Source organism: Hwanghaeella grinnelliae (genome assembly GCF_004005845.1).
Classification (GTDB): Bacteria; Pseudomonadota; Alphaproteobacteria; order UBA8366; family Aestuariispiraceae; genus Hwanghaeella; species Hwanghaeella grinnelliae.
This window is the reverse complement of the sequence record NZ_SADE01000002.1, coordinates 629,421-648,414: the sequence shown is the minus strand read 5'-3', so window position 1 is coordinate 648,414 and position 18,994 is coordinate 629,421. Positions and strand designations below refer to the sequence as shown.

The 18,994-nt window shown below is 60.6% G+C and carries 16 protein-coding genes; 12 read left to right on the top strand and 4 right to left on the bottom strand.

Translation table 11 applies throughout. The annotated features are described in order from the left end of the window. Positions 1-5: 5 nt before the first annotated feature. The 7 genes from EOI86_RS13680 to EOI86_RS13650 all read left to right on the top strand — a co-directional run bounded on the left by EOI86_RS13680 (position 6) and on the right by EOI86_RS13650 (position 8,823). Entirely contained in the window at positions 6-1,196 is a 1,191-nt protein-coding gene (locus EOI86_RS13680) for a glycosyltransferase family protein (protein ID WP_127765741.1), read from the top strand. Continuing rightward, positions 1,193-1,948: a polysaccharide deacetylase family protein gene (locus tag EOI86_RS13675; RefSeq protein ID WP_127765740.1), complete on the top strand. Its 756-nt coding sequence runs from the start codon at positions 1,193-1,195 to the stop codon at positions 1,946-1,948. The genes EOI86_RS13680 and EOI86_RS13675 overlap by 4 nt, the downstream gene beginning before the upstream one ends. Then, positions 1,945-2,457, top strand: a complete 513-nt coding sequence (locus EOI86_RS13670) for a hypothetical protein (RefSeq protein ID WP_127765739.1) — start codon at positions 1,945-1,947, stop codon at positions 2,455-2,457. The genes EOI86_RS13675 and EOI86_RS13670 overlap by 4 nt, the downstream gene beginning before the upstream one ends. Before the next feature lie 196 nt (positions 2,458-2,653). Then, the gene (locus EOI86_RS13665) at positions 2,654-4,543 is read left to right on the top strand and encodes an ABC transporter ATP-binding protein (protein ID WP_127765738.1); all 1,890 of its coding nucleotides are present in this window, start codon (positions 2,654-2,656) and stop codon (positions 4,541-4,543) included. Next, a complete protein-coding gene (locus EOI86_RS13660; RefSeq protein ID WP_127765737.1) occupies positions 4,540-6,558 on the top strand; it encodes an ABC transporter substrate-binding protein in 2,019 nt (672 codons plus the stop codon). The genes EOI86_RS13665 and EOI86_RS13660 overlap by 4 nt, the downstream gene beginning before the upstream one ends. 50 nt (positions 6,559-6,608) lie before the next feature. After that, on the top strand, positions 6,609-7,607 hold the full coding sequence (locus EOI86_RS13655; RefSeq protein ID WP_127765736.1) for an ABC transporter permease: 999 nt from the start codon (positions 6,609-6,611) through the stop codon (positions 7,605-7,607). 28 nt (positions 7,608-7,635) lie between these two features. Then, the gene (locus EOI86_RS13650) at positions 7,636-8,823 is read left to right on the top strand and encodes an ABC transporter permease (protein WP_127765735.1); all 1,188 of its coding nucleotides are present in this window, start codon (positions 7,636-7,638) and stop codon (positions 8,821-8,823) included. 37 nt (positions 8,824-8,860) lie between these two features. Here the strand turns inward: EOI86_RS13650 and EOI86_RS13645 are convergent, their stop codons facing one another. The 3 genes from EOI86_RS13645 to EOI86_RS13635 form a co-directional block, all read right to left on the bottom strand. After that, a complete protein-coding gene (locus tag EOI86_RS13645) occupies positions 8,861-9,739 on the bottom strand; it encodes a class I SAM-dependent methyltransferase (protein ID WP_127765734.1) in 879 nt (292 codons plus the stop codon). Beyond that, complete coding sequence (locus EOI86_RS13640) at positions 9,736-10,551, bottom strand: MBL fold metallo-hydrolase (RefSeq protein WP_240035669.1); 816 nt, start codon at positions 10,549-10,551, stop codon at positions 9,736-9,738. Before EOI86_RS13640 ends, EOI86_RS13645 begins: the two co-directional genes overlap by 4 nt. A gap of 121 nt (positions 10,552-10,672) precedes the next feature. Continuing rightward, positions 10,673-11,359: a response regulator transcription factor gene (locus tag EOI86_RS13635; RefSeq protein ID WP_127765732.1), complete on the bottom strand. Its 687-nt coding sequence runs from the start codon at positions 11,357-11,359 to the stop codon at positions 10,673-10,675. A gap of 304 nt (positions 11,360-11,663) precedes the next feature. Between EOI86_RS13635 and EOI86_RS13630 the strand changes: the two genes are divergently transcribed. Beyond that, on the top strand, positions 11,664-12,947 hold the full coding sequence (locus EOI86_RS13630; protein WP_127765731.1) for a hypothetical protein: 1,284 nt from the start codon (positions 11,664-11,666) through the stop codon (positions 12,945-12,947). Between the two features lie 45 nt (positions 12,948-12,992). Beyond that, positions 12,993-13,499 (top strand): L,D-transpeptidase family protein, encoded by a 507-nt coding sequence (locus EOI86_RS13625; RefSeq protein ID WP_127765730.1) that lies wholly within the window; start codon positions 12,993-12,995, stop codon positions 13,497-13,499. 16 nt (positions 13,500-13,515) lie between these two features. On the opposite strand, the gene EOI86_RS13620 is transcribed toward EOI86_RS13625, so the two are convergent. Next, on the bottom strand, positions 13,516-14,187 hold the full coding sequence (locus EOI86_RS13620) for a YggS family pyridoxal phosphate-dependent enzyme (protein ID WP_127765729.1): 672 nt from the start codon (positions 14,185-14,187) through the stop codon (positions 13,516-13,518). A gap of 176 nt (positions 14,188-14,363) precedes the next feature. On the opposite strand from EOI86_RS13620, the gene EOI86_RS13615 reads away from it, so the two are divergent. From EOI86_RS13615 to EOI86_RS13605, 3 genes are all read left to right on the top strand, one after another. Next, complete coding sequence (locus tag EOI86_RS13615) at positions 14,364-16,199, top strand: tetratricopeptide repeat-containing sulfotransferase family protein (protein ID WP_127765728.1); 1,836 nt, start codon at positions 14,364-14,366, stop codon at positions 16,197-16,199. 82 nt (positions 16,200-16,281) lie between these two features. After that, the gene (locus tag EOI86_RS13610) at positions 16,282-17,493 is read left to right on the top strand and encodes a JmjC domain-containing protein (protein ID WP_161973829.1); all 1,212 of its coding nucleotides are present in this window, start codon (positions 16,282-16,284) and stop codon (positions 17,491-17,493) included. A gap of 235 nt (positions 17,494-17,728) precedes the next feature. Beyond that, complete coding sequence (locus EOI86_RS13605) at positions 17,729-18,850, top strand: porin (protein WP_127765726.1); 1,122 nt, start codon at positions 17,729-17,731, stop codon at positions 18,848-18,850. Positions 18,851-18,994 lie beyond the last annotated feature (144 nt).

Below are 18,994 nucleotides of genomic sequence, written 5' to 3'. Positions count from 1 at the left end.
GGCGAATGACCGCTAAACCCGGAATGACTCCGCATCTCTTCATCCATGTGCAGCACCTGCTCGGCATCGGACATATGGAGCGCGCCTTTGCCATTGCATCGGCCTGTCGGGACCTGGGTTTCGCGGTGACCGTGGCGACGGGCCGCCGGTCCTGCGCCGATGAACACCCGTATCAATGGGTCCCCTTGCCCGATCTTCGCTCGGCCGATGCCGGGTTTTCCGTGCTGCTCGACGAAGCGGGTGCGCCCGCCACGGACTCCCTATGGGCCGAACGCCGGGACATCCTGCTCGACGGGTTCCAGAGGGCCGAACCGGACCTGCTGCTGGTCGAGGGGTTCCCCTTCGCCCGCCGCCGGTTCCGGTTCGAACTGCTGCCGCTGATATCCCTGGCCCGGCAGGCCGGCGTTCCAATCGTCTGTTCCATACGCGATATCCTGCAGCCGAAGAACGACCCGAAACGGATCGAAGAATGCCTGACTTGGGCGAATACCTGTTTCGATCTGATCCTGGTGCATGGCGATCCTTCGATTGCGCGGCTTGAGGATTCCTTTCTGGCAGCGGGCCGTCTTACCACCCCCATCGCCTATACCGGCTATGTCGCGAAGCCCGACGGCCCGGATGACGGTGCCGCCGGACAGGACGAGGTGATCGTTTCCGCCGGCGGCGGGGCGGTCGGCGCATCCTTGTTCGATGCCGCCCTGGCGGCGTCCCGGCTGCCCGGTGCGGAACGATGGCATTGGCGGCTGCTGGTCGGCCGCAATATGGACATTGATGCCGCCGGCTTGGCGGCACCCGCCCATGTCACGATAGAGCCCGCCCGGGCCGACTTCCGGGCGATGTTGTCCCGCGCCGCCGTCTCCGTCAGTCAGGCGGGATACAACACCGCCGTCGATCTTTTCGCCACCGGCGCGCCCGCGGTGCTGTGCCCTTTCGCGGATGGCGGCCAGAAGGAACAGGCAATGCGGGCCGACCGCATGGCTTCCGTTATCGGCGCGACCGTCCTTTCGGAAGGGAGTGTGACGGCGGATTCCTTGTTCGACGCCGTCCGGACACAAGCGAACCGGTCGCGGCGGTCACCCGCGATTGACCTGGCTGGCGCGGACCGGACGGCAAGGATATTAAGCCTATGCCATGAAGGCGATACCGCCGCCGCAATTCAAACCGGATTGCGCGGCGCGGAAAGGACGAACACGTGAATACGCAGCCCTGGCAGGATTTGCGGGACGAGTTGGACTTATGGGCCGAGGCCGGCCGTACCGCGACCTTGTGGTGGCGCGACGACGATACCGTGAAGCCGGGCCCCCTTCTGGAGCGTTTGGCGCAAACGGCTTCGGGCGCGCCGGTGTCGCTTGCCGTGATCGCGGCCCTGGCCGACCCGTCGTTGACCGCGTTCCTGGACAAGCACCCAGGCTTTTCCGTCATCCAACACGGCTATGCGCATCGCAGCCATGCCGGGCCCGGTGAGAAGAAAAGCGAGTTTCCGGAAAGCCGCGACGCCAAAGAGATGCTCGCCGACCTCACTACGGGGCGGGAGAGACTGACGGCCATTTTCGGCACCCGGTTCCGACCCGCCCTGGCCCCCCCCTGGAACCGTATCGCGGACAGTCTGCCTGCCCAGTTGGAAGATATCGGTCTGTCGGGCCTGTCGACCTATCGCCGGTCGGACCGACCGGCCGGACCACGCTGTTGGATCGATACCCATTGCGACATCATCGCCTGGCGGGGGAGCCGGGGTTTCGTTGGCGACGGGGAAGCCTTGGCCCTGATCACAGACCATCTGCATGCCCGGCGCATCGGTGCCGCCTTGGAGGAGCCCACAGGCATCATGACCCATCATATCGTTCATGACGACGCCTGTTGGACGTTCCTGCATGCGCTGGCGGCATTGGTTGCCGCACATCCGGCGGTGCGCTGGGTCGACCCCTTTTCGGACCTTGCACCCAAATGACGGACCAGACCCTTCATACCGCCTATGAGCGCCGGCCTCTTCTGGCCGATTTCGCCCGCAGTGCCGCGGGCCTTCTGTTCACCCTCGGCCCCGCGCTTTTCTTGAACCCGATCCCCGCGTTGTTCTGGATATTTCTGGCGGCCGGCATGCTGTTCTTGGCCTTTGGTGTGAAAACAGCCCAAAAATGGGTCACGAAAGTCTCCATGACGGCCGATACCCTGACCGTTTCCACACCGTTCAGTGCCAGCCTTGCATGGAAAGACCTTCAAACGGTGAAGCTGCGCTTCTACGCGACCAGACGGAAAAGCCGGAAAGGTTGGATGCAGTTGACCTTGAAGGATGGGCGGACCCGCATCGTTCTGGATTCCGCATTGCAGGACTTCGATACAGTCGCGAAATACGCCGCGCGCTGGATTCTGGAAAACGGCATAGAGTTGGACATCCCAAGCCGGGAGAATTTCCTTGCACTGGGCATTCGACTGGATCGAAATACCGATACGGAAGGTTGAGAAGTAGCCGGAAGAGGAACAGGTCGTCTTTTCCGGTCTGAAAGTTGGTGTTTTTGGTCGTTTCAGTTGACGGCTCTTAACCAGTTGTGAACATTTTCTTCCGTAATATTTAACCGGCGCAAAGTAACCGGACCGTATAAGAATGCCCGGAGTGCCGTGAACAGGTGATCGTCAGCAGGGGGAGCCGTCCGGGTCCATGTCCGAAAACTTAATCGAAGTTCGCGACCTGAAAGTCAGTTTCGATTTGCCGGAAGGGCAGATCCAGGCCGTAAAGGGCGTTTCTTTCCGGGTTCAAGCCGGAAAGACGGTTTCGCTGGTCGGTGAATCCGGTTCCGGCAAATCCGTCGTCAGCCAATCGATCATGGGCATCCTGCCGAAATCCGCGCATATCACCGGCGGACAGATCCTGTTCCGCGACCCGAACAAGCCGGGCACCGTGTTGGATATCGCGGCGATGGATCGCGATGGTCCGGATATGCGGTCCCTGCGCGGCGGGCGGATTTCAATCATCTTCCAGGAACCGATGACCTCGCTGTCGCCGCTGCACACGGTCGGCAACCAGATTTGCGAAGCGCTGGAACTGCACCGCAATGTCGGCGGCGCGGAAGCGATCGCCATGGCGGAGGAAATGCTGGCCCGCGTCGGATTTCCCGATCCCCTCCGCGCCATCCGAACCTATCCTTTCGAATTGTCCGGCGGCCTGCGTCAGCGCGCGATGATCGCAATGGCCTTGGTCTGCAATCCGGCACTGCTGATAGCGGATGAACCGACCACCGCCCTCGACGTGACGATCCAGGCGCAAATCCTGAAACTGTGCCGGGACCTGCAAGACGACCTGGGCATGGCGATCCTGATGATTACCCACGACTTGGGCGTCGTCGCCAACATGGCCGAGGAAGTCGTCGTCATGTATCACGGCGAGGTCATGGAACACGGCTCGCTGACGGATATTTTCCGCAACGCCCAGCACCCCTACCTGAAATCGCTTTTGAAGGCGGTGCCCCGTTTCAACATGGAGCCGGGCGAACGCCTGATCCCGATCCGGGAGATCAAGCCGCGCATCGGCGGGCACCTGACCCTTCAGAAGGAAGGCGAACAGGGCAAGCTGGGTGAGCCGATCCTATCGGTGGACGGGATCAACAAGACCTATACGATCAAAAAAGGCAGCCTGTTCGGCAAACAGGAACGCAACCAAATCAAAGCCGTCGACAATGTCAGCTTCGAGCTGCGTCGGGGCGAGTGCCTGGGCCTGGTCGGGGAGTCCGGTTGCGGCAAGACCACGCTTAGCAAAATCTTGATGCGCGCGCTGACGCCGGATACCGGATCAATCCGGTTCCACGACCATGACCGCGACATCGACATTCCGGCCCTGGAAGGTAAGGACCTTCTGGAGTTTCGCAGGAAGATGCAGTTCATCTTCCAGGACCCCTTCTCGTCCCTCAACCCGCGAATGACCGTGCTGGATCTGATTTCCGAACCGTTGGAAATCCACGATGTCGGGACCCATCGCGAGCGCCAGGAACTGGTTCAGGAATTGATGGAGCTGGTCGGCCTGGATACGCGGCATCTGAAGCGCTACCCGCACAGTTTTTCCGGCGGGCAGCGGCAACGCCTAGGCATCGCCCGTGCCTTGGCCCTGCGACCTGAAATCCTGATTTGCGACGAGCCGGTTTCCGCGCTGGACGTTTCGATCCAGGCCCAGATCCTGAACCTGTTGAAGGACCTGAAAGATACCTTGGGCCTGACCTATATCTTTATTTCGCACAACCTGGCCGTCGTCGACTATATCGCCGACCGGATCATGGTGATGTGCCGCGGCCGATTGGTTGAAATGGCGCCGCGCGACCTGCTGTTCCGGAATCCGGTCCATCCCTATACGCGCGGCCTGCTGACCGCGGTACCGGACCCGAACCTGGACCATCCCCTGGATTTCGGTCACCTGATGTCCGAAAAAGCGTCCGAGCCGACCGTCTGGCCCTTCCCGTTCGCGGAAGTCGACGGTGTCTCACCGGTGCTCCGAGACTTGGGTGACGGGCACTATGTTCGTGCCCTGCCCGATGCCAACCTGTCGGAGTTGGCGGCATGAAAACCTTGCGCACCGCTACCTGTGCCGAAAGAGCCCGCGCCGAAACGGCCCGCTCTGAAACAGCCCGGTGGCAATCGACCGCCTTGGCCGCCGCGGCGGGCCTGACCCTTTTGACGGGCGCATTGATCTGGGGTTTGACCGCGGGAAGTGCGCGGGCCTTGGATATCGTCGACTCGCCCTTCCTGGAAGAGGCTGTCGGCAACGGCACCCTGCCCCCGGTTTCGCTTCGGGCGCCGCAGGAGCCGCTGGTTGTCCGGATGGACAGGCCGGGTCAAAAGATCGGCCTGCATGGCGGCGATATCCGCACCTTGATGACGCGCGCCAAAGACATGCGGCAGATGACCGTTTACGGCTATGCGCGGCTGGTCAAATACGATCAAGATTTCGAACTCGTCGCCGATATCCTGAAATCCGTCGACGTGGAGGACGGCCGTTCCTTCACGCTGACGCTTCGGCGCGGCCACCGCTGGTCGGACGGCGCGCCTTTCACGACGGAAGACTTCCGCTATTGGTGGGAGGATATGGCCCATAACGAAGAGCTGTATCCCGTCGGTCCGCCCGCCTTCATGAAGGTGCGCGATTCCTACCCGGACGTGGAAATACTGGACGAGGTAACGATCCGTTACACGTGGCCCGATCCCAACCCGGACTTCCTGCCCGGCCTTGCGGGCGCATCGCCGAATTATATTTACGCCCCGGCGCATTACTTGAAGCAGTTCCACATCAAATACGCCGATAAGGACAAGCTGCAGGCAATGGTGGAAGAAGAAGGCCAGCGCAGCTGGGCTTCTCTCCACACACGGCTTGGGCGGCTCTACCGCAACGAAAACCCCGATCTTCCAGTGCTCCAACCCTGGTATGTGGACACACCCTCGCCCAGCGACCGCTATGTCTTCCTGCGGAACCCTTATTTCCACAAAATCGACGAGAACGGCCTGCAACTGCCATATATCGACCGGGTCATCATCAACCTGACCGAAAAGAAGCTTGTGGGGGGTAAGGCCGCGACCGGCGATTTGGACCTGCAAGGCCGGTATTTGCGGTTCGATGACTTCACCCTGTTGAAGCAGAATGAAAAGTCCCACGGCTACAAGACGCTGTTGTGGCGCATCGCCAAGGGCGCGCATCTGGCCCTGTTCCCGAATATGAACCACAAGGATCCGGTCTGGCGGGACTTGTTTCGTGAGGTGGATTTCCGCCGCGCCCTGTCCCTTGCGGTCAACCGGTACGAGATCAATCGTGTCGTCTATTTCGGCCTTGCGCTGGAAGGGCAGAACACGCTGCTGCCGGGCAGCCCGCTGTATAAGCCGGAATATCGGGAAGCTTGGACCGAGTTCAACATCAAGAGAGCGAACGCGATGTTGGACCGCCTGGGCCTGAAGCGCCGGCGAATGGACGGCATGCGCATGCTGCCCAACGGGGAACCGCTTGAGATCATCGTCGAGACGGGCGGCACCTCTACCGAGGAAACCGATGTTCTGCAGTTGATCACCGATGGCTGGCGCGAAATCGGCGTGAAGATGTTCATCAAACCGTTGAGCCTGGACAACATGCGCCGCCGCGTCTTCGCCGGCGAAACCCAGGTCTCGATTTCATCGGGATGGGAAAACGGTTTGGCAACGGCTGCGATGTCGCCAACTGAATTGGCGCCGATCAGTCAGGTGCAGCTGCAATGGCCAATGTGGGGTCAGTACCACGAAACCAACGGCAATGCGGGTGAGCCTGTCGATATGCCGGCACCCCAGGAATTGCTTGATCTGTTGGAGAAGTGGTACCGCGCCAAGACCATCGTCGAGCAGCGGGAAATTTGGGCCCGAATGTTGGAGATCCAGTCCGAAAACGTCTTTTCCATCGGCCTGGTGGCCGGCGTGCTGCAGCCCATCGTCGTTCGCAACGGGTTGAACAACGTGCCGGAGGAAGGTCTGTGGAACTGGGATCCTGGCGCGCATTTCGGCATCTATGGCATGGATACGTTCTGGTGGGACCGGGACGCCTTGAAACTGACCCAGCAATAACGGCAAAGGTCGCGCGCCGGCTTGTCGGCTGCGGGGGAGGAAGAAAGTAAATGTTGGGATATTTGGCCCACAGGTTGTTGATGATGATCCCCACATTGTTGGTGATCAGCGTCTTCGTCTTCATCATCATCCAATTGCCGCCCGGCGACTATCTGACCACGCTGGTCACGGAACTTCAGGCCCAGGGTGAGGAAATCAGCCAGGAAAAACTGGAGTTTTACCGCCAGGAATATGGCTTCGGCGAACCGGTCGTCCTGCAATACCTGCACTGGCTGTGGGGCCTGCTGCAAGGCAATCTGGGCTATTCCTTCGAACACGAACAGCCGGTGGCGGATGTTGTCGGCGACCGCGCCTTGCTGACGATCGTCGTGTCCATGGGGACGATCATTTTCGTCTATGTGGTTTCTTTCCCGATCGGCGTCTATTCCGCGGTCCGCCAATACAGCGCGGGCGATTACGCGCTGACCTTCGTCGGCTTCATCGGTTTGGCGACGCCGAACTTCCTGCTGGCCCTGGTGCTGATGTATTTGGCGAACGAGTATTTCGGTACATCCATCGGCGGCTTGATGGACGACCACTTCAAGGACCAGCCCATGTCCTGGGCGAAAATGGTCAGCATTCTGGAGCATCTGTGGGTGCCGGTGATCGTTATCGGAACCTCCGGCACGGCGGGGATGATCCGCCGGCTGCGCGCGAACCTGCTGGACGAGTTGCACAAGCAATATGTGGTCACAGCGCGGGCCAAGGGCGTTCCCCCGGGCAAGGCGCTGATCAAATATCCGCTGCGCATGGCGTTGAACCCGTTCATCGCCGATATCGGCAATATCCTGCCGGAGATCATTTCCGGATCCGCCATCGTATCGATCGTCTTGAGCCTGGAAACCACCGGCCCGATGCTGCTGCGGGCGCTGCAAAGCCAGGACATGTATCTGGCTGGCAGCTTCCTGATGTTTCTGGCGCTTCTCACCGTCCTCGGCACCCTGATCTCGGATCTGGCGCTGGCGGCACTCGATCCACGCATCCGCCTCGGCGCGGACCTGGCGAAATAGCCCGGGCTTAGGGAAGGAGACCTTCACGATGTCCGATGCTACCCAGGGCACATCCGATCTGAAGCACTATGTGAACGATCGCCCGTTCGACCCCTATTCCGCGGTTACGCTGTCGCCGGAGCAGGAGAAATACTACCTCGCCTCCCAATGGGTGTTGATGTGGATGAAGTTCAAGCGCCACAAGTTGGCCTTGATCAGCGGCATCTACCTGGTGCTGGTCTACCTGTCGGTCGTCATTTCCGAAGTCCTGGCGCCGTACAGCTTTTCCCACCGCCATACGGATTTCCTCTATGCCCCGCCGCAGGATGTTCGGTTCTTCCACAATGGCGAATTCATGGGACCCTTCGTCTATGAATACGATGTCAGCCTGAATTTGGAGGAGTTACGCTGGGTCTATACGGAAAACACGGCTAGGCCCAAACAACTGCGCTTTTTCTGCACCAGCGACGACTATGCCGGGTCGACGTATGAATTCTGGGGGATCTGGGAATCCAATTTCCACATCGTCTGCCCCGCCAAGGACAGCCAGTTCTTCTTCCTGGGCACCGACCGGCTGGGCCGGGATATTCAATCGCGCATCATTCAAGGCGCGCGGATTTCACTGACCGTCGGCATGATCGGCATCATCATCAGTTTCACACTGGGCTTGGTGATCGGCGGCATGGCCGGGTATTACGGCGGCTGGATCGATTCCGTCGTGCAGCGGGTGATCGAGGTCATCCGGTCCTTCCCCGCACTGCCGCTTTGGATGGCCTTGTCGGCGGCGATGCCGGTGACCTGGTCGCCCATTCTGGTCTTCATGGGTATCACGGTGATCCTGGGACTGCTCGATTGGCCGGGCCTTGCCCGCGCCGTGCGGTCGAAATTGCTGGCCCTGCGTGAGGAGGACTTCGCGGTTGCCGCCCAGTTGATGGGCGCGAAACCGTCGCGGATCATCGGCAAGCATTTGATGCCGAGCTTCATGAGCCACCTGATCGCATCGGCCACGCTGGCCATTCCCAGCATGATCCTGGGCGAAACGGCGCTGAGTTTCCTGGGCCTCGGTCTGCGCCCGCCAATCACCAGCTGGGGCGTGCTTCTGAACGAAGCGCAGAACTTCAGCGCGGTCGCGCTGTATCCCTGGCTGCTCTATCCGGCGATCCCGGTGATCATGGTGGTGCTGGCCTTCCAGTTCCTGGGCGACGGCCTGCGCGACGCGGCGGACCCGTACAAATAGGCGTCCGGCCAAAACGAGAAACGAGTAGGCCCCGGTTCTACGCCGGGGCCTTTTTTTCTATCCACAGGCTGCTTTCATGCGCGCCGCTGGGCACCGGCAGCGCCTTGGCCGGATGGTCCGGCATGCCGGGCAACAGCCGCCGCCGTGCATAGGCGCTGGACCACAGCAGCGTCCATCCCCCCGACCCGATCAGAGCGGCCACGCCCTGCTGCTCATTATAGCCGCGCCATTCCCAGGCCGCCGGATAGGGCCAGGGCAGGAAGATGTCGTGGATATGCAGCAGCACGCCGGCCGGCAGACCCGGCACCACCTCGGACAAAAACATATCCACATCCGTGCCCGGCATCAGGATATGGCTTGAATCGATCGAGAGGATATCACCGGGCCGAAGCGTGGCGAAGATCGCCGGGTCCGCATCCTGAACCACCGAAAGAATGAGGTTTATGCCCTGAAGCCGCGAAAGGTCCGCCCTGGGCGCCGGGTCGATGGCGGTGATTTGGGTGTTCAATCCTCCATCGCGGACGGCGCGGGCCAGAAAACGCGTCGAATGGCCGGACCCGATTTCCAAGATCCGGGACGGTTTGCGCGTCCGAACCATCGCATAGGCCGCCGCCGCGTCGAGCCCCGGAAACCAGTCCTGACGCCAGCGCGGTTCCGGCGGCCCGTCTTCCCCGATGGCGTCGAGGTCGCCGCAAAGCCCGGCCATTGCATCGAGCAATTCCCGAAAATCCGGTTCGGCGCCCAGAAACGTCTTTTCCAACCGTGAATAGGCAGGACGGGCTTCATCCGCCGGTTCGATTGTCCCGGCATAGCGATAGGGTATGAAAAAGCCCTGTTTCCGGATGCCCAGCACTGTTTCCAGGCCAAGCTTCAGGCGGCGCAGGGCAATGCGTGAAAACACGGGCACAACACTCACAGAGTCAGGGTCATCCCTTCGCGCGCGACGATCGTGCCCGGACGGGCCTTTTCCACATCGGCTGCGATTTCGTCCATCATGTCGTCCGTATGGCTGGGGTCGTGATGGAAAATCACCAGGGTTTCCACATTCGCCGCGTCGGCGAGCCTGATCCCTTCCTGCCAGGTGGAATGGCCGAAGCCGACGAATTTCTCGTATTCCTCATCCGTATAGGTCGCATCATAGATCATGATCCCGGCGCCCTGGATCAGGTCAAGGACCCGGTCGTCCATCCGGTCGGGATAATGTTCCGTATCCGTAATGTACGCGATCGCCTTACCGTCATATTCGATGCGGTAACCACAAGCCCCGTTCGGATGGTTCAGCGGCGCGGTGCGCAGGGATACGCCGTCCAACGGGTGCAGTACTTCACCGGCCTCGAAATCGTTGAACGAGACATTCGCGCCGAAAATCTCCGGCGGCACCGGAAACAGCGGCGCGCGCATCATGTCCGACAAGACGCCGTGCAGGGACATCCCGACCGGCTTCAAATGCCCGGCATAGACCGGCACGGTCAGGCCCGGAATATGGAACAGCGCGAAAAACGGCATTCCGATGATGTGGTCGAGATGCGTATGGGTCAGGAAAACCTGGGTATCGACGGGCCCTTCATTGGCCAGAACGTGACGGCCAAGCATGGGAAGACCGGATCCGGCGTCGAAAATCAGTCTTTCGTCACCGCACAATACCTCCAGGCAAGAAGTGTTGCCGCCATATTTGACTGTATGCGGTCCGGCGCAGGCAATGCTGCCGCGCGTACCCCAAAACGTCACTGAGAAACGGCTACCTCCGGCCACGGGCATCCCATTCGGTTGTAAGAGTCACCCCGTCCTGGCGAAACGCCGCCGCACCGAACGTTCATCCGCGCGCGAAGGTGCTCCACAAGGGGCGGGCCTAAGGGACGAGCCGGTAGCCTCCCGGCTCGGTCACCAAGAGTTCCGCATTGGACGGATCCCTCTCGATTTTCTGCCGCAGCCGATAGACATGGGTTTCCAACGTATGCGTCGTAACGCCCGCGTTGTAGCCCCAGACCTCCCCCAACAGTGTATCGCGGGCTATGACTTTGTCACCCGCGCGATACAAATATTTTAGGATTGCCGTCTCTTTTTCCGTCAGACGGACCTTGCTGTTCTTTTCTTCGTCCAGAAGCAGCTTCGCCGACGGCTTAAATGTATAGGGGCCGATGGTGAAGACGGCGTCTTCGGATTGTTCGTGCTGGCGCAACTGCGCACGCAACCGAGCCAAAAGCACATTTAGCCGGAAAGGCTTGGTGACGTAATCGTTCGCGCCGGCATCCAATCCCAGGATGGCGTCGGAATCGGTGTCATGCGCGGTGAGCATCACGATCGGACATTTGACGCCGCCGCGGCGGAACAGCCGACAGGCTTCCCGCCCATCCATGTCCGGCAAGCCGACATCCAGAAGGATGGCGTCGTAATGTTCGCCCTTCGTGGCTTCCAAACCTTCTTTCGCGGTCCCCGCGCAGACAGTCTGGAATTCTTCATGCAGCTGCAGCTGTTCGGACAAGGAGTCGCGCAGTTCGACGTCGTCGTCCACCAGCAGGATCTTTTTGCCGACCATGGATGGTTTTTCACCCCCGAGATTGCTGCGGCCTGTCGGGATGGCCGCGAATGTTGAATAAGTATTATCGTAAGTCCCCGCAAACCCGCAATCACCTGAGGCATATCCGACTGATTTTCAACGCCGATGCCAACACTGTGAAGTGATTGTGACCGCAAAGGGATTCCGCTTTCAAGGCTCCAACGACCGCCTTTTGCGCACCGGTACCATGGGATAGCGGCTGTTCGGCGCCCTCACCGGAAGACCGTATTGACGGAGTCTGGCATCAATCCTGCTTTCCATCCTCGGTGAGAGGAGAATTGTTATGACACCACAAGACCGTATTGATACGGGCTTTGCGCCGTGGTCGTTGATGACACCGGACCCCGCCAAGGCCCGCGCGACCAGGCCACAGGTCCAAACGGCCGCCAGGGTCCACGAAGACAAGCGCGCGCCGGAAATGGCGCCGGATGACGGCTATTTGTTCGGCGATGACGGGCTGTCCTTCGGCGACGTACTGGATATCGTGAACCCGTTGCAACATTTGCCCGTGGTCGGCGCCCTTTATCGTTCGATCACCGGGGACGAGGCATCGCCCGGCGCGAAGATGGCCGGCGGCGCAATCTATGGCGGTCCGCTCGGCTTTGCGTCCGCGATGATCAACAATGCCATCGAGGAGACGACCGGCGACGACGTGATGGGCCATATGCTGGCCATGGTCGGGCTTGGCGAGGATGGTGGCGAAGGCGGCGATGGCATTGCGGCGGGTGACGCGCTTGCCGATTCCGGCGCAGCGGGCCCCGCCGGCGCCAACGCGGGCACAACCGGCCCGACCCTGCCGCCCGGAACCATCCCGGTCGGCTCGGAAGCGGAGCTAGCGGCGATGGCGATGGCCGCGGGCATGTCAAACCCCGGCACGTCAAACGGGGGCGGTGCACGGCAGCTCGACCAGGCCCAGGCCGCCTTTCTGGAGCGGCTCGCCGCCAAGGCATCCGGGGGTTCCAATGCGGCGGGAGCAATCCAGGCCGAAACCGATGCCGAGCCGCTGGACGCACTTCTGGCCGGGCAGCAAACGGCGGCCGTGGAGAAAGGCTCGGGCCGCAAGGATTACCGCGGGGTCGCACGCCTCAGCCCCGAAATGGCGCAACACCTGGCGATGTTGGCGCAGGCCGGCTCACCAAGTCAGGCCTTGGCGCAGCAGGCCGCCGCGCAGCAAACACAGGGCACCCGCCCTGCCGGCTCGCAAGCCCGGGCATCGGAACAACAGGATATGCGGGCAGCCAGTGCGAAATACAGCGCAGCCCTGCCGCTTTCCATCGATGGCGCCGCACCGGCCGCCAATCCTTTTGCCGCCCTTCAAGCCAAAGCGGACGAGCCAGATCCTTTCGAAACCGCAATGAATCGCCTGGGGCTCAATCCGCCGACCGTGAAGACACGGGGTGGCGAGGATACACAGAGCAAGGTGATGGAAGCCGCGTTCGGGCCGGGACAGTCCCAGACAGCGAACCTGGCGGAAGCGGCCGGCATCACGGCTCCCCCGGGCGCCGCCGTGCCCTCCGCGATGATGGACGCCTTGAACCGGTATCAGGCGATGAAACAGCAAGGGTGACCGAGCAGTTGATACAGCGATTGGTGCCGCGGCCGATCAGGGGAAATGTCGGTGGTGATTGAGGTTAAAGGCGAATTTTTGGAATTGCCGGACGGAACACGGTTCCGATGCGCCATCGGACGCGGGGGCTATGCCGTGGACAAGCGGGAGGGCGATGGCGCGACCCCGATTGGCACCTGGCCGTTCAGGATGGTCTATTTCCGGCCGGATCGCGGCCCGGCTCCGGAAACAGGTCTAAAGACCGTGCCGCTAACCAAAACCGACGGCTGGTGCGACGCCCCCGACGACCCGGCCTATAACCGGCCTGTCAAACTGCCCTACCCAGCCAGCCATGAATTGATGTGGCGTGACGACAAGCTCTACGACATCGTGGTGGTACTGGGCCATAATGACGACCCGCCCATGCCCGGCCTGGGCAGCGCCATTTTCATGCATGTCGCACGGGACGGATACCGGCCGACAGAAGGCTGCGTCGCGCTGAAACGCGAAGATCTGGAACAGGTCCTGGCCGGGGTGAAAGAAGGCGATGCGGTCGCCTTCCTGGGGTCCTGACGCCTGGTTGCGCGGTTCAGGGATAGTCCCGTTTGCCGAAAATCGCCGATCCGACGCGCACATGCGTCGCGCCCAGCATGACGGCTGTTTGATAATCGGCGCTCATCCCCATGCTGAGGCCTTCCAGGCCATTGCGTTCGGCCATCTTCGACAATAGCGCGAAATGCGGCGAGGGCTGCTCGTCCACCGGCGGAATGCACATCAGCCCGATGATCGGCAGGCCGAACTCGTCCCGGCATTGGGCCACGAAAGCATCCACATCCGCGGGCGCGATGCCGGCCTTCTGGTCTTCTTCACCGGTATTCACCTGAATGAAGCAGTCCGGGCGATGGCCCGTCTTATCCATGTGATCGGCCAGCGTTCTGGCCAGTTTCGGGCGATCGACGGTTTGAATGACGTCGAACAACGGCAGGGCGTGCTTCACCTTATTGGTTTGCAACGGTCCGATCAGGTGGAGTTCCACATCCGAAAACTCTTCCCGCAACTGGGGCCATTTTCCTTCCGCTTCCTGAACCCGGTTCTCACCGAAGACGCGCTGGCCCGCCTGCAGGACGGGACGGATGTCATGCGCATCGAAGGTCTTGCTGACGGCGATCAATGTAACCGCAGTCGGATCGCGGTTCACCGAATTGGCCGCGGTTTCGATTTCACCGCGGACAGTGGCGAGATTCTCCGTGACGCCTCCCATAACTCCTCCAAACTGAACAGACCGAAAAAACAGAAAACCGGCGCGGTCGGCCGGGAATGCTTGAAAAGGCCGGGCAATCCACCCTAACACTGGAAGCCTGTCCGACCGGGGCACAGAAGACATTATCCGAGCGCGCCGCGCCGTAAAAGCGGTCGCGTACCGAAGGAGCGAACATCATGCAGACGTCATCCCGCCCCGGAACAGGTCCTGGCGGATTGGCATCCATGCTGCAGAACGCTTTCGCCCTGAACCAGGCAGGCCGGTTGGATGACGCCAAACGCGCCGCCAACGCCATCCTGAAAATTCAACCGCGCGAGGCCAATGCCCTGTATTTACTGGGCATTGTCGCCCATCAACAGGGTGACGCCAAGAAAGCGGCGCAATGGTTCGAGAAAAGTCACAAGGCCGACCGAAATAATCCAGCCGCGATATCGGGCCTGGGCATCGTCCGGCTGGAGCAGCGCCGGTACCGCGAAGCCGCCCGGTTGTTCGAGCAGGTTCTGAAGGCGATGCCGAACGACCCCTCGACACACAACAACATGGGTCTTGCCTGCGAGCGCTGCGGCGAGATGGACAAGGCGCTGGACCACTACCGCAGGGCAATCGCCATAGCGCCCGGATACGAAGTCGCACGATTGTCCCTGGCCCAGGCCTTGTTTCGCCTTGAACGGAAGGACCAGGCCGAGCAGGTGCTGCGCGAAGGGTTGGTTCACACACAAGGCAACGCCGCTTTCCATTCGGAATTGGCGCAAGTGTGCCGGGCCGACGGCCGGTTGGAGGAAGCTGCGGAGTTGCTCGACAAAGCAGCGGCGCTCGACCCGCGCGACCCGCAAATCCTGATCGACAAATCCACGGTTCTCGCTGAATTGGGCCAGAGCGCGGAAGCGGAAACCTGCCTGGGCGCGGCACGAGACCTCGACCCGGACAATCTTATAGCGCTTCTGGAGCTAGCGGAGATCGCATCCTCCAGAACAGGCCGGGATGCAGAAACCCAAAAGGCGCGCGGCAAATCCTTGATGGAAGACGCCGTGGCCGCTGCCGAGCGTCGGGGTTTGTCCACGATCGAAAGTCCGCAACTGCTGCACCGGCTGGGCCGCGCCTATGATCGGTTGAAGCGTTTCGACGACGCCTTCACATGCTGGTCCCGCGCCCATGCCGCCTGGAAACAGGAACTTGAAAACCTGAACATGGCGTATTCGGAAAAACGCGTTGAAGCCGCCGTCGACCGAACGATCGCCTGGTTCGACTCCCATCGCGAGGCGGCCCGGCCAGCGGGAATTGCGACGCGCAAACCGATCTTCGTCGTCGGGATGATGCGTTCCGGCACCTCGCTGCTGGAGCAGATCCTGGCGACCCATTCGGCAATCGAGGGTGCGGGAGAACTGACGACGATAACCGAATTTGCCGCGCGGCTTGGGCAAGGACGTGCCCATTGGACCGACGCACCGGCATTGAAGGACCCGGCCGCCTTGGCGGAAATGGCGGATGAGTATCTTCGCGTCATAGATGCGAAATATCCGGACGCACCCTTCGTCGTCGACAAGATGCCGGCGAATTATCAATACCTTGGTTTGATCCGGATCATTTTCCCGGCCGCGACAATCATTCACATTCGACGCAACCCGGTCGACACCTGCTTGTCCATCTTCATGCAGAAATTTGCCAACGGTTACACTTTCGCCCATGACCTTGGTCAAATTGGCCACAACTATCGGGCTTATCGGCGGATGATGCGGCTTTGGCAGGACTGGGACGCGGGTTTGCTGACCGTCGATTACGAGGCATTGACGAGTGATATGCAGACGCAAATTCGACCGATCATCGACAAATTGGGTTTGTCCTGGGAAGACGGCCTAGAGAAGTTCTACGAAACACAGCGTGCTGTCGGCACGGCGAGCCGCCTTCAGGTGCGCCAACCCCTGTATGCGACGGCTGTCGACCGGTGGCGACGGTATGAGGCGCACCTGCCGGCCCTGATCGAGGCTTTGGGAGACGAAGCCGGGATCGACTAAACCGAAATGGTCGTCAATTTCCGCGAATACTTATTATAGAGTAACGGCTAAACGACGAAGTAAAGACAAGGCAGCGGTAACGGTGAATACAGATAAACCCGACACTCATTTTTCCTTGGAGAGTATCCTGGCGCCACTGTCGGTGTCTGAATTCTTCAGGGATTACTACGGCAAGAAGTTCATCCATATACAGGGTGAGCCGGGTAAATTCCCGGATGTGATGGATTTCGACTCCTTCGCGCGCCTCCTGAACATGACCTCTATCTGGTCCGCTCATTCCCTGGAAGTCGTGCTCGATCGGGCGCGGGTCGACCCGCGTGCCTATAGCGTTTCAGCGCCGAACCGCGACGGACAAGACGTCCTCAAACCCGACCCCGACAAGGTCATGGACTTTCTGCGCCAAGGGGCGTCCCTGGTCGCCAACGACGTCGATGCGCTGACCGCCGGCGCCGCCGGCATCGCAAATGCCCTTGAACAAGGCTTGAATGTGAAAACCCAGGGCAACCTGTATTATTCCTGGAAACAGCGCCAAGCCTTCGCAAGCCATTTCGACACCCATGACGTCTTCGCGGTCCACCTGGTGGGGGAAAAGAACTGGCGGATTTATGAGAACCGCGTTCCCAGTCCGATCCGCCACGACGCCTTTTCGGTAAGCGCGGAGTTTCAGGAAAAGAACCGGGGGCCGGTCGCCGCCGAAATTACCATGAGGCCGGGGGATCTTTTATACCTCCCGCGCGGCCAGTATCACGACGCCCTCGCCTCCAGTGAGGGGACGATCCATATCGCTTTCAGTGCCACCGGCGTGATCGGCTTGGACTTCCTTGCCGCAATGTCGGACATGGTCGTTGGGTCGGAGAAATACCGGTTGAACTTCCCACGGCTGGAAGACGGCCAAGATGCGCTGAAAAAGCATATCGAGATGCTAAGCGCCGAATTCGCGAAGATCGCAACGAGCCAGGACTTCCTGGACCGGTTCACTCAGTTCCAGCGCGATTTTCACTATAAAAGAGGTGGCATCCAGATCCCGGCAGTCGGCAAAGACCCGTTATACGAACGCCTTGTCCACGACGCGCAGGTCGCCCGTTTCCAAAACGGCTTCGGCCTGTACCGCGGCAACAATGTGACCCCGATCCCGCCTGGATTTGAGAAGCCGGTTGCCTGGATGCTGTCGCGCCGAACCTTCACCTTGGGGGAAATGGCAGAAGCATTCCCCGGCGAAACGCCCCATTCCTTAAACGAATTGCTGGTCCAGGTACGGCGCATGGGCCTTGTGGATCATGCGAAAAAGGCCTGATCCATCCTGGGCGTGGCGATCTTGTTGCATTCTTGTCACATCAACTTCCAATTCACTCTAATCATGGCGTTTTACAATTGCGGCGAACAGGCGGTCGATGTTTTATCCACTCCAGACACCTGGGCGCGTCCTATAACGCAAGCCTTTGCAGATTAGGGCCAGGGTCGTAAACGAGGGAAATCCCCAACTGCCTTGATCCAGAGGCTGCCTGGGGCTTCAATTTTTGGAGGATCAAATGAAAAAGACGCTTCTCGCCACGTCGGCGCTGATCGGTGCGTCCGTTCTGGCTGCTGGTGCGGCCAATGCGGGTGAAGCTCCGGTCGTCAGCTTCTCCGGCGCTCTGGCTTACGAATACATTTTCACCGACAACGAAAACCGCGCTGCTGAAGGTCATGACGGTCACGTCATCACCGCCAACGAACAGCAGTCGGAACTCGTCTGGGACGCCCGCGGTACCGCGGACAACGGCCTGGAATATGGTGCCAACATCCAGTGGCGTTGGGCACGTGCCGACCACAACTTCGATGAAGCCTATCTTGACTTCCGTGGTTCCTGGGGTCGCATGTTCCTCGGTGCCGAAGACGGCGTCGACGGCCTGATCGTCCCGGACGTCAACGGCATCCAGGTCGGTACCTGGGGTACGGACGGTAACGGTGCAGCCCGCGCTGAAACCACGATGGACGTCATCGGTGTCAGCACGGCTTCCGGTTACTACCACGATCCGGCTCACTATGCTGGTGACTCGAACAAGATCGGTTACTTGACGCCGTCCTTCGGTGGCTTCCAGGCTGGTGTCAGCTTCGCCCCGGACACGGGTGATGAATTCCAGGCGAACTTCGCCAAGGGTTCCGCTCACAACGTGACCGAATTGGCTGCTGCCTATAACGGTGAATTCAGCGGCGTCGGCTTCGGCATCGGTGGTTCCTATGGTTTCGGTGATGCGAACGGTTCCGGTACGGGTACCGCCAGCGGTGTTGCTATCGAAGACATCGAAGCATGGCGCATTGGTGCCAGCGTCTCTGTCGCTGGTTTCTCCTTCGCGGCTGATTACCTGGACAACGGTGACTCCAGCTGTAACGCCACGAGCGCCACTTGCGATGCCGGTGACGGTTGGTCCGTCGGTGCAGCGTACAGCTTCGGCCCGGCTGCGGTTTCCGCTGCTTGGCAGACGTTTGATCAGACGCTCAACAACGGCGCTGACGTTGAACTGGACGTCTTCCACGCTGGTCTGAACTACCAGGTCGCGGAAGGTCTGTCGGCCCGCATCAACGGCTATCACCTCAGCGGTGAAAGCACTGCGGTTGCCAACGACCCGGATTCGACGGTTGTTATCGTCGGTACCCGCGTGACGTTCTAATACCGTCGACTTTCGACGTTAGGCAGGGGCCGTCCTTTTGGGCGGCCCCTGTTTTTTTGGCGCTGCAACCCTGCGCGTCTTTCGCCTTTCTCTCGCCCCGCATTCTTGCTAGGGAAAGGATGCATACGCTTGGCATTTCGCCGC